Genomic DNA, 10596 nt, shown 5'->3' with positions numbered 1-10596 from the left:
GATCTTGCCGCGGTGGGAGTCCCGTTCGCCCGGAGGACGTCGGCCTGAACAGGCCGACGTGAAGGTCCGTCACAGCGCGGTCCTCGCTCCGGGTGCCCTGACGAATCCAGGTGCGCCGCAGGCACCGCCTTGTCCGGAGTCCTTCTCAGTGTCTCTCGAAACTTTTGGTTGGGGGCCCCAGCTGGCCCAGGCTTTCTCCCTCCTCGTCGAGTCGTCCCCTCTTCCCCTCGTCCCCGGCCGCGTGGTGCGCCAGGCCCGAGGGCTGCTCACCGTCCAGACCGCGGAGCGCACCCTGCTGGCGCGCACCGCCGGCCGGCTGCTCCACCAATCCTCCAGCGCCGAGTCCCTGCCCACCGTGGGTGACTGGGTGGCCCTCCAGCTTCCTCCAGGCGAAGGGGAGGGGATGCTCCACGCCGTGCTCCCCCGCAAGAGCCTGCTCGCGCGCCGCGAGGTGGGACGCGAGAGGGAGGTGCAGCTCATCGCCGCCAACCTGGACGTGGTGCTCCTGGTCGCCGGCCTGGACGGGAACTTCAACCCCCGCCGCATCGAGCGCGCCCTCACCCTGGCCTGGACGAGCGGCGCCTCCCCCGCGGTGCTGCTCACCAAGGCGGACCTCCATGACGACGCCGACGCCGTCGTCGAGGAGGTCTCCGCGCTGGCCCCCGGCGTCCCCGTGCTGGCCCTGAGCTCCAGGACCGGCGAGGGGCTGGACGCCGTGCGGGCCCTCATCCCCGAGCACCGCACCGGGGCCCTGCTGGGCTCCTCCGGCGTGGGCAAGTCCACCCTCGTCAACCGCCTGCTGGGTGAGTCGCGCCTGGCCACGCAGGAGGTGCGCTACGAGGACGACAAGGGGCGTCACACCACGACCCACCGCGAGCTGTTCCGCCTCCCCCACGGGGGGCTGCTCATCGACGGACCCGGAATGCGCGAGCTGGGGCTGCTCGGCGAGGAGGAGAAGGCGATTGAGCAGGCCTTCACCGACATCCTCGAGCTCGCCGAGGGCTGCCGCTTCCGCGACTGCACGCACCAGCGTGAGCCCGGCTGCGCCGTCCGCGCCGCCGTCCAGTCCGGGGCCCTCCCCGAAGAGCGCCTCTCGAGCTTCGAGAAGCTGCAAAAGGAGAAGGCCTTCCAGGCGCGTCAGTCGAGCACCGCGCTGCAGAAGGAGCAGCGGCGCATCGACAAGAGCCGCTCCGTGCAGGGCTGGGAAATCACCCGCGCCAAGCGCCGACGGGACTGAAACCCGGACCGAAAATTCGCCGTAAATCCTCCGCTCAAGGATTCCGACGGGCCGCGTTTGGATATTTCGAAAGGTGGGGACACCCGGGCAGAGCCTGGATGTCCGAGGGCTTCGGGCGCTGAGCGTCCGGGCAGGTGGGTGGGGGGAGTGTCCGGGGGAATCACCGGCACTCGGGTTTTCGAACGTCCGACGTTCGAGGGGGGAAGAGGCGCGCCGGGGGGCTCGCCTCGGACCTTTTGAGGGGGCGCCCCTGGGGAGGGGCGTGGCTTCCGGAGGGTGCGCCGAGGGGCGCGCTCACGCTGGACCGGAGGTACGAATTCTCGCAGTCCTTCATACGGCGGGGAGCGCGTCGAGGGGGCGCGCTCCCCGCGGTTCTTTTCAGGGTCCTTCTTCGGACCCGCCCGCGTCGTGGACTACTTCGTGTCCGACGAGGGCATCATCTTGATGCGCTGGCCCTGGTCATCCGTCACCACGGAGCCGTCCGCCTTCTGCTGCTCGGTGGGCTGACCGACGGCGAAGCTGGCCACCTTCGTCAGGGGCACGCCCTGGAAGATGCCGCTCACCGTCACCACCAGGTGGGAGCGTCCGGCGCCCGGCGCGAAGGCCACGTCCAGGTTCGTGACGGCCGCCTTCTCCACGCTCACGCCCGTCACGGGCGAGGTGCTGCTGGTCACCTGGAGCCCGTCGACGCCGGAGACCTCCACCCGGACATCCTCGCCGGGGACCTGGAAGCGCAGCGAGACGGTGGCGCTGGTGTCGGACACCTTGGCGCCCACGTCCACGGGCGCGCTGAGCTTGGCGGTGGAGCCCGGGTGGTCGGCGCTGTCCGCCGGGGTGCTGCTCTTCGCCGGAGAGGTGCAGGCCACGGGCGCCATCAGCGCCAGGAGGCCGGAGAGGACCGCGGAGGCAATGCGATTCATGGGTGCTCCTGGGAACGCGGGAGGAGTGAGAGGTCCGCTCATTGGCTGCTGATGGAGAGGGTGTAGTTGTAGTTGCCCGAGCCCTCGTCGGCCCAGCCCGTCGTGACCAGGACGTAGCGCCGGTCGGTCTGGCTGTTGAAGTCGAAGGTCTCCTTGCCGGTGGTGAAGCGGTCGGCCTCACCCGCCGTGGCGCCCTGCTGCAGGGCGAGGATGCTCACGTCCTCCGTGGAGTCGGCGGTGACGGTCATCCTGCGGCCATTGCCGGTGAAGACGTAGTACCGGTTCTGCTGCCGCTGGTTGAAGGGCTCGCCTCGGGTGAAGAAGTTGTTCTCCGAGAAGGGCACCGTCACGAACTTGTACATGCCATACAGGTCCGTGTCCCCCTCGCCCCACTCCGAGCGGATGGCGCCGATGTTGTAGTGCGCCGCGAGCCGGTCCACCGCGGCGGCGTCCACGCCCGGCTGGGCCTTGAGGCCGTGGATGAAGGAGCCGACGGTGGTCACCGCCTCCGTGGTGCGCTGCGGCCCCACCAGCACGTCATAGAGCGTGCCCAGGCTCAGGGACACCTGGTCGAACGGGGTCTCCGACAGCGTCGACTCGTCGTGCAGGTCGTAGAGGAAGCGCATGATGCTGAACTCGGAGAAGACGCCCGGGTTCGGGTCGTCCGTGGTCGTCGGCGGCGTCTCCAGGTCGAAGCCGAACGCGCCCAGCCGGGTGCCGCTCCAGAGCGTGTCCACGTAGATGGAGCTGGGCAGGAGCATGCCGGACAGCGCGTTGCCGTAGCCCTCGCCGAAGGCGATGCGCGGGTCCAGCACGTCGCCGGAGGAGTGCGGGCCACCGGGGTTGTCGGCGCGCGACAGGTTGGCCTCGAAGAAGTGCCCCCACTCGTGGACGATGACGTGGCTGTCGAACTCGTCGGTGTCCGCGCCCGCGAGGCCCAGCACGTAGACCTCGTTCTCGTTGGGGGAGAAGTGCGAGGTGCCAATCTGGCCCCGGGCCTTGTCGCCGTTCTGCGGGGCGTTGTTCGGGCTCCAGTTCACCTTGAGCGGCGGGAAGGGCACGGGGCGCTCCGCCAGGAAGGCGTGGGACGCGGTGTACATGGCGTCCAGGATGGCGAAGGGCGCCGCGACGCGCTGGTTGGCGGTGTAGCTGGAGCCGTTCCAGCCGTGGCCCGCGTGCAGGTCCTTGCTCGTGGTGCCGCCCTTGATTTGCGTCACCACCGCCCAGATGGCGTTGCCGTCGGTGTTGTCCTCCACCTGGATGTCCGGCGTGGTCGTCTTGGCGAGCGTGGCCAGCGTCACGTCGGCCTGGTCGCCGGCCGTGAAGGTGAGCTGGTAGCGGCCGTCGTCGTCGGTGGTCGCCGAGGCGAGCACCGTGCTGCCCCGGAGCACCTGCACGGTGGCGTTGCGCACGGGCTTGACGCTCACCTGGTTGAAGGCGAGCGAGCCCTGGCGCGTCGTCGGCGTGTAGACGGCCGGGACGGAGTCGAACGTCACCCGGCCCGTGAGGGTGGCCGTGACGGGCGTCCCCTCGTCCTTGTCGTCGTCACCCTCCTTGTCGGAACAACCGAGCACGGTGAGACCGAGCGCGAGTGCCAGCGTCGCGCCTGTGCGGGCCCACGCTGATTTGCGAGATACGTACATTCCGTCCTCCCCCTTCCTTTCGTCGCCTGAGATGGGTGGCGGGCCATTCTCGACGGGACGTCCGGGAACTTCAAACACGGAGGACCCGGAGAAGGCCGTGGGATGAGGCTTGTCCGTCGTGAGGGCCGGGTGCGGGACAGCATCCTGGCGGGCGTGCCCGTCTTCCGGGGCTCGGTGGGTTGGCCGACCTGGGGGTGGCGCGGAGGCCGGGTTGGCGGGGCCCGGGGGCGCGCCAATCATTGAGGAGGGCGTCACGCGCGGAGGGCGGGCGACCCCACGGCCCATCGCCTCCTCGCCATGCCCCACCCGTCCGACAGCCCCGCGTCACCTCCCGAGGCGTCCCGGGACCTCGCCGGCGTCGAGCGGGCCCTGCGCGAGAGCGAGGAGAAGTACCGCACGCTCTACAACAACACGCCGGTGATGATGCACTCCATCGACCGGGCGGGCCGGCTGGTGAGTGTCAGCGACTGCTGGCTGGCCACGCTGGGCTACACGCGCGAGGAGGTGCTCGGCCGCGACTCCACGGAGTTCCTCACCGAGGAGTCGGCCCGGCGGGCGCGCGAGGAGGTGCTGCCGGCCTTCCACAGGACGGGCCGCTGCAAGGACGTGCCGTACCAGCTGGTGAAGAAGGACGGGACGCGGCTGGACGTGCTGCTGTCCGCCATCATGGAGCGCGACGCCTCGGGCGCCTGCGTGCGCTCCCTGGCGGTGCTGCTGGACGTCACCGAGCGCAAGCGCGCCGAGGAGGCGCTCCAGCAGAGCGAGCGGCAGCTGCGCGCCATCCTGGACAACGCCACCTCCGTCTTCTTCCTGCTCGACACCCACGGGCGCTACATCTTCGTGAACCGCCAGTGGGAGCTGATGTTCCACCGCACGCGCGAGGAGGTCTTCGGCAAGACGGTGCACGACATCTTCCCGGAGGACAGCGCGAGAGAGTTCCAGGCGCTGAGCGAGCAGGTGCTGGAGCAGCGGCTGCCCGTGGTGCGCGAGGAGCGCGTCCCGCAAGAGGACGGCGTCCACACGCACATCACCCAGAAGTTCCCGCTCCTGGACGCGTCGGGTGTGCCCTACGCCGTCTGCGGCATCTCCACCGACATCACCGAGCGCAAGCGCCTGGAGGAGTCCCAGCGCTTCCTCGCGGAGGCGGGGCGGGAGCTGGGCACGTCGCTCGACTACGAGACGACGCTCCAGCGCGTCGCGGAGCTGACGGTGCCCCGCCTGGGGGACGTGTGCATCGTCTTCATGCCCGACGGCAGTCGCGGGCTGCACCCGGTGGCGGTGGCGGCGCGCTCGCCCGAGGTGGAGCGCGAGGTGCGGGAGCTGCTCGAGGCGCATCCGCTGGTCCCCGGCGTGACGTACGGCCCGGTGGGGGTCATGGCGTCGGGGCGCTCGGAGTGCTCGCCGGTGCCCCATGGAATCCTGCGAGACGGAGGGCTGGGCTCACCGCGGTGGCGCCACGTGCGCGCGTGGGGCGGCAAGCCTTCGCTCAGCGTGCCCCTGCAGGCGCGCGGGCGGGGGCTGGGCGTGCTGACGCTCGTGTCGCGACAGGGGGCGCGGGCCTTCGGCGCGGACGAGGTGGCGCTGGCGGAGGAGCTCGGGCGGCGCGCGGGGTACGCCATCGACAACGCGCAGCTCTACCGCGAGTCCCAGGAGGCCATCCGCGTGCGCGACGAGTTCCTCTCCATCGCTTCGCACGAGCTGAAGACGCCGCTGACGTCCATGAAGCTGCGCATGCAGCAGATGGGCGCCCTCTTGTCGCGGCCCCGGGCGGACTCGGGCCTGCGCGCGCGGCTGTCCGGCATGCTGAACGTGTGCGAGAGCCAGCTGTCGCGGCTGTCCCGGCTGGTGGAGCACCTGCTGGATGTCTCGCGCATCAACGAGTCGCGGCTGTCCTTGCGCCTGGAAGACATGGACCTGGTCGCCGTCACGCGCGACGTGGTGGGCCACCTGCGTGAGCAGTTGGAGAAGGCGGGCTGCGAGCTGGTGCTGGACACCCCCGGGTCCCTGCCGGGCCGGTGGGACCGGCTGCGGCTGGAGCAGGTGCTGATGAACCTCCTGACGAACGCGGTGAAGTACGGCGCGGGCCGGCCCATCCAACTGCGGCTGTCCGCCCACCACGACGAGCGGGTGTGGCTGAGCGTGGAGGACCACGGGATGGGCATCCCCCGCGAGTCGCAGGGGCGCATCTTCGAGCGCTTCGAGCGCGCCGCCTCACCCAACTACGGCGGCCTGGGCCTGGGCCTCTTCATCACCCGTCAAATCGCCCAGGCCCACGGCGGAGAGGTCTGGGTGGAGAGCGAGCCGGGGCGGGGCGCCCGCTTCGTCGTCGAGCTGCCCCGCTGGACTCACGGCAGCGGACCTTCCACCAGCCGCAGCACGTCCGCCAACACGCCGGACGCCGTCACCGCCGCGCCCGCGCCATAGCCCCGGATGACCAGCGGCGTGGGGCTGTAGCGCTCCGACAGGAAGCTCAGCGCGTTCTCTCCGCCCTTCACCGCGGCCAGGGGATTGGCGAGCGGCACGGCCTTGAGCCCCACCGAGCAGCCCTCGGGGCCGACGCTGCCCACGTACCGGAGCACCTTGCCTTCCGTGCGCAGCGCCTCCACCCGGCGCTGGAAGCCCTCGTCGAGCGACGGCAGCCGCGCGAGGAACGCGTCGAGCGGACCGGACGCGTCGAAGTCCTCGGGCAGGAGCGACTGGAGCGCCACTTCCTCCAGCTCCACGGGGCGGCCCAGCTCGCGCGCGAGGATGAGCACCTTGCGCGCCACGTCCGTGCCCTGCACGTCGTCGCGCGGGTCCGGCTCCGTGAAGCGCTTCTCCATGGCGGAGCCCACCGCGCGCGACAGCGGCACGCCTTCCTCCAGCAGGCCGAGGATGTACGACAGCGAGCCGGAGAGGATGCCGTCGATGCGGTGCACCTGGTCGCCAGTGCGCAGCATGTTCTTGAGCGTGTCGATGACGGGCAGGGCGGCGCCCACGTTCGTCTCGTACAGGAAGCGGCGCTGGTGCCGCGACGCCGTCTCGCGGATGGCGCGGTGGTGGGCCATGCGCCCCGCGTTGGCCTTCTTGTTCGCGGTGACGACGTGCAGCCCCGCGGCCAGGAGGGACGGGTAGGCGAGCGCCACGTCCTCGCTGCTGGTGCAGTCCACGAAGATGGGACGGCCGGGCCGCTTGGCCCGCACCTGCTCGCGGAAGGACTCCAGCGACGCGGGGGCGCGGCTTGCCTCCAGGCGCTCCTTCCACTCGCCCAGGGGGACGCCGCCCGGCTCGATGAGCGCGTGCCGGCTGTTGGCGATGGCGCACACGCGCAGGTCCACGCCCTGCGCGCGCAGGTGGGGGGCCTGCTGGCGCACCTGCCGCATCAGCTCCGCGCCCACGCTGCCCACGCCCGCCACGAAGAGCTCCACCACCTCCGTGGTGCCGAAGTAGCGGTGGTGCACGTGCGCCATGGCGCGCGGGCCGTCCGCCTCGGTGATGACGGCGGAGATGCTCCGCTCGCTGGAGCCCTGCGCAATCGCGGCGATGCTGCAGCCCACGTCGGCCAGGCCGCTGAAGAAGGTGCCCGCCACGCCCACGCGGTGGCGCATGCCGTCGCCGACGATGCTGAGCACGGCCAGCCGGCCCTGGCGCTCGATGGTGTCGACCTTGCCGGCCTCGCGCTCCACCTCGAACTCCGACTCCAGCGCCCGCACGGCGGCGTCGGCCTCCGACTGCTGCACGCAGAAGCTGATGGAGCACTCGCTGGAGCCCTGGGTGATGAGCACCACGGAGATGCCCGCGCGGGCCATGGACTCGAAGACGCGCGCGGCGGTGCCGGGCACGCCCTTGAGCCCCGCGCCGGCGATGTTGACCAGCGCCACGTCCTTGAGGAACGACAGGCCCCGCACCGGGTGCTCGGGTGGGGCGGCCCTGTCGGTGACGAGGGTGCCGGGGTGCTCGGGCTTGAAGCTGTTGCACACGCGCACGGGGATGCCGCGCTCGCGCGCGGGGGCAATCGTCTTGGGGTGCAGCACCTTGGCGCCGAAGTAGGCCAGCTCCATCGCCTCCTCGAAGCTCACCTCCGCCAGCGGGAAGGCCTCGGGGACCAGGCGCGGGTCGGCGCTGTAGATGCCGTCCACGTCCGTCCAGATCTCCAGCAGCGCCGCGTCCAGCGCCGCCGCCGCCAGCGCCGCCGAGTAGTCCGAGCCGCCGCGTCCCAGGGACATCGTCTTGCCGCGCGCGTCACCGCCGAAGAAGCCCGGCATCAGCAGGAGCCCCGGCCCCTGGGCGTCGCGCAGCGGGGCGAACCTGGCGCGAATCTCGTCCATGCGCGGCGTGGCCTGCAGCGGGTCCCCCGCGCAGATGAGCACCTGCCTGGGGTCCACCAGGTGGGGCGACAGCTTGCGCGCGGACAGGAGCGCCTCCAGCACCAGGCACGAGGCGCGCTCGCCCAGGCCCGACAGGTGCGCGAGCACCGACGGCGAGCACTCGCGCAGCAGCCCCACGCCCTGCAAGAGCCCGCGCAGCTCGGTGGAGATGGCGGCGAGCCCCAGCTCCAGCGGGGCCAGCGCCTCCAGCTCTCCGCCCAGCTCCCGGGCGATGCCCAGGTGCGTCTGCTCGAAGCGCGACAGGGGCTCCTCCACCGAGTGGCCCTCCTGCGCGAGCCGGGCCGTGTCCACCAGGAGGTTGGTGATGCCACAGACGGCCGAGGCCACCACGCACACGCGTGTCTCCTGACGTGCCCGGGCGACCAGGTCCACCACGCGCCGCATCTGCGCGGTGCCGCCCACGCTGGTGCCGCCGAACTTCATCACCCGCATGACGGCACCTCGCTCGGGAGCAGGCGGCCGAGGGACACGGGCGGGCGGGGCGTCGTCGTCGGGGTCTGGGTCTGCATGGGGTTCCTGGTGGGTGGAGGGAAACGAAAAAAGCCCCGCGCCGGGGAGCGCGGGGCCTGGTCGGAAGGACAGCGATTCCGAGCTAGACCGCCCGCGCTCCGCGGGTCGTCGTGTGCGTCGTCGTCGTCGTCGTGGAGGTGAAGGTCGCCGCGCGCGCGGAGGTCCGGGACGTCCATCCCGAGGTCCACGCGAGGTCGAGGCCGATGCCGTTCACGAACCCGAACGCTGACCGATGAGCCCGGTGCGAGTCAAGCCGCCCTCCCGGACGGGGGGACGACGGCTCACCCACCCGCCACGTCCCACTCCACGCGGTGCAGCGTCAGCGCCTCCTGCTTGCCCTTCACGTGGGTGGGGGGCAGCGTCGTCAAGGGCCAGCGCGACTCGCGCAGCCTCACGCGCGTGGCCTCGGAGAGCACCACCTGGCCCGCCTTCGCCACGCCGCACACCCGACTGGCCACGTTGGTGACGTCCCCGAGCGTGGCGTACTGGAGGTAGTGCTCGGAGCCGATGTTGCCGGCGGCGGCCGGGCCGCTGTTGAGGCCCACGTGGATGCGCAGCTCCGGCTGTCCCCGGGCCCGGAAGCGCGCGTTGAGCCCCGCAAGCTCGCGCTGCATGTCCACCGCCGCGCGCACGGCCCGGTCCGCGTCGTCCTCGCGCGAGAAGGGCGCGCCCCACACCGCCATCAGCGCGTCGCCGATGTACTTCTCCAGCGTCCCCTCGTGACGGAAGACCACGTCCGCCATCACCGGGAAGTACGCGTTGAGCATGTCCACCACGTCCCGGGGGCCGCGCGAGGAGGACAGGGGCGTGAAGTCGGAGATGTCCGCGAAGAGCACCGTCACCTCCGTCTCCACCACCTCCAGCGCCGTGCCGGGCGAGGCATGCAGCCTGCGCACGACGGCGGGCGGGAAGAAGCGCAGGTACGTGTTGCGCAGCACCGCCTCCTCCTCCAGGCGCCGCGTCAGCCGCGCGTTGTCCAGCGCCACCGCCGCCTGGTGGGCGAAGGCGGTGAGGAACTCCAAATCCGCCTCCGTGAACAGGCCCCCGTGCGAGCGGTTGTCCACGTACAGCACGCCCAGCCACGTGTCCCGGGACTTGAGCGGCACGCACATGGCGGAGTGGATGGACTGCGCGCGGATGGAGACGGAGCTGTCCAGTCGCACGTCCTGCTGGGCGTTGGCGAAGAGCGCCGCCAGGCCGTGCTTGCGCACGGAGTCGACGATGTGCTGGCTGTGGAAGCGCTCGGAGAGCACCTCGCCGGTGGCGGCGCGCGCCACGCGGGGACGCAGCTCGCCGGTGGCCTCGTCCATGAGCAGCAGCGCGGCCCGGTCCACGCCGAGCACGCGGAAGACGAGCTGGAGGATGCGCTCCAGCAGCGAGTCGAGCGAGCCGGGCGACGACAACAGCTGCGCCACCGCGAGCAGCACCTGGAGCCGCTCGCGCGTCGCGTCCGCCTCCGGCTCCGGGCGCACCCGCAGGCGCGGTGCGTCCAGGGACAGCTCACCGGGCGCGGGCGAGAAGCGCGTGTCCAGGGTGCGCGTGTGCAGCGGGCTCAGCCCCGCGTCCAGGTCGGGGTCCGCCGCGAGGAGCTGGAACCACACCTCGCCGCAGCGGAAGGCCTGGCCCGCGTCGAGCTCATGGCGCTCCACGCGCTGCTCGCCGACGAAGGTGCCGTTCTTGCTGCCCTGGTCCACCAGCACCACGCGCGAGCCCTCGCGCTCCAGGCGCGCGTGCCTGCGCGACAGGCTCTTGTGGAGCACGCAGACGGAGCTCTCCTCCGTCCTGCCGATGGTGGTGACGCCCTCGGGGAGCAGCAGCTCCTGCTCGCCCTCCCGCCCAGGGTTGAGGATGAGGCGCATGGCGCCCGGGATGCTACACCCGCCCGCGGGCCTCCCGAAGGAAGTGGCCGGCGCGGGCGG

The 10596-nt window shown here is 71.7% G+C and carries 6 protein-coding genes; 2 read left to right on the top strand and 4 right to left on the bottom strand.

The features are described 5' to 3' along the window. Positions 1 to 148: 148 nt before the first annotated feature. Positions 149 to 1237, top strand: coding sequence for a ribosome small subunit-dependent GTPase A (rsgA, locus tag VZQ01_RS05255; protein WP_223751238.1), 1089 nt, complete (start codon positions 149 to 151; stop codon positions 1235 to 1237). A 413-nt stretch (positions 1238 to 1650) separates the two neighbouring features. On the opposite strand, the gene VZQ01_RS05250 is transcribed toward rsgA, so the two are convergent. Both VZQ01_RS05250 and VZQ01_RS05245 read right to left on the bottom strand, forming a co-directional pair. Then, positions 1651 to 2157: a hypothetical protein gene (locus VZQ01_RS05250; protein WP_223751239.1), complete on the bottom strand. Its 507-nt coding sequence runs from the start codon at positions 2155 to 2157 to the stop codon at positions 1651 to 1653. A 38-nt stretch (positions 2158 to 2195) separates the two neighbouring features. Then, entirely contained in the window at positions 2196 to 3800 is a 1605-nt protein-coding gene (locus VZQ01_RS05245; protein WP_223751240.1) for a hypothetical protein, read from the bottom strand. Between the two features lie 297 nt (positions 3801 to 4097). Here VZQ01_RS05245 and VZQ01_RS05240 point away from each other — a divergent pair, with 297 nt between their 5' ends. Continuing rightward, positions 4098 to 6224 (top strand): sensor histidine kinase, encoded by a 2127-nt coding sequence (locus VZQ01_RS05240; protein WP_426747042.1) that lies wholly within the window; start codon positions 4098 to 4100, stop codon positions 6222 to 6224. Here the strand turns inward: VZQ01_RS05240 and thrA are convergent. Together thrA and VZQ01_RS05230 are read right to left on the bottom strand one after the other, a co-directional pair. Next, a complete protein-coding gene (gene thrA / locus VZQ01_RS05235; protein WP_426747041.1) occupies positions 6146 to 8599 on the bottom strand; it encodes a bifunctional aspartate kinase/homoserine dehydrogenase I in 2454 nt (817 codons plus the stop codon). The genes VZQ01_RS05240 and thrA overlap by 79 nt on opposite strands. A gap of 359 nt (positions 8600 to 8958) precedes the next feature. Then, the gene (locus tag VZQ01_RS05230; protein ID WP_426747040.1) at positions 8959 to 10536 is read right to left on the bottom strand and encodes an adenylate/guanylate cyclase domain-containing protein; all 1578 of its coding nucleotides are present in this window, start codon (positions 10534 to 10536) and stop codon (positions 8959 to 8961) included. Positions 10537 to 10596: the final 60 nt, after the last annotated feature.

Origin of the sequence: Myxococcus faecalis (genome assembly GCF_050039385.1) — a bacterium.
Classification (GTDB): Bacteria; Myxococcota; Myxococcia; order Myxococcales; family Myxococcaceae; genus Myxococcus; species Myxococcus fulvus.
The sequence above is the reverse complement of the archived record's forward strand: the minus strand, read 5'-3'. Positions and strand labels throughout refer to the sequence as shown.